General features: G+C 76.1%; 1 protein-coding gene. It reads left to right on the top strand.

Annotation, left to right across the window (positions count from 1 at the left end; all coding sequences use genetic code 11):
• The coding region (locus B3H64_RS00785) for an FAD-dependent protein (protein WP_349676152.1) at window positions 1-426 on the top strand (426 nt) is incomplete at both ends.

Here is a 426-nt window from a genome sequence, read left to right as displayed (position 1 = left end):
CGGCTGGTGACCAACGGCATGAGCTGCCGCGCCCGGGACGGGGCCAACATCAACGGCGGCTTCCTGGTGGGGGTGTCCCCCGCCGACTTTGGCTCGGAGCACCCCCTGGCGGGGGTAGAATTCCAGCGCCGCTGGGAGGCGGCGGCCTACACCCTGGGCGGCGGCGGCTTCCGCGCCCCGGCCCAGACGGTGGCCGACTTCCTGGCCCGGCGGCCCTCCACGGCCCTGGGGCGCATCACCCCCACCTACCGCCCCGGCGTCACCCCGGCGGAGCTGGACCGCTGCCTGCCCGGCTACGTGGCCGACACCCTGCGGGGTGCCCTCCCCCTCTTCGACCGCAAGCTCCGCGGCTTTGCCGCGCCGGAGGCCGTGCTCACCGGCGTGGAGAGCCGCTCCTCCTCTCCGGTGCGCATCCTCCGGGGCGAG

This window comes from Intestinimonas sp. UBA1698 (assembly GCF_002320075.1).
Classification (GTDB): domain Bacteria; phylum Bacillota; class Clostridia; order Oscillospirales; family Oscillospiraceae; genus Intestinimonas; species Intestinimonas massiliensis.
This window is presented reverse-complemented; position numbering and strand designations above follow the sequence as displayed.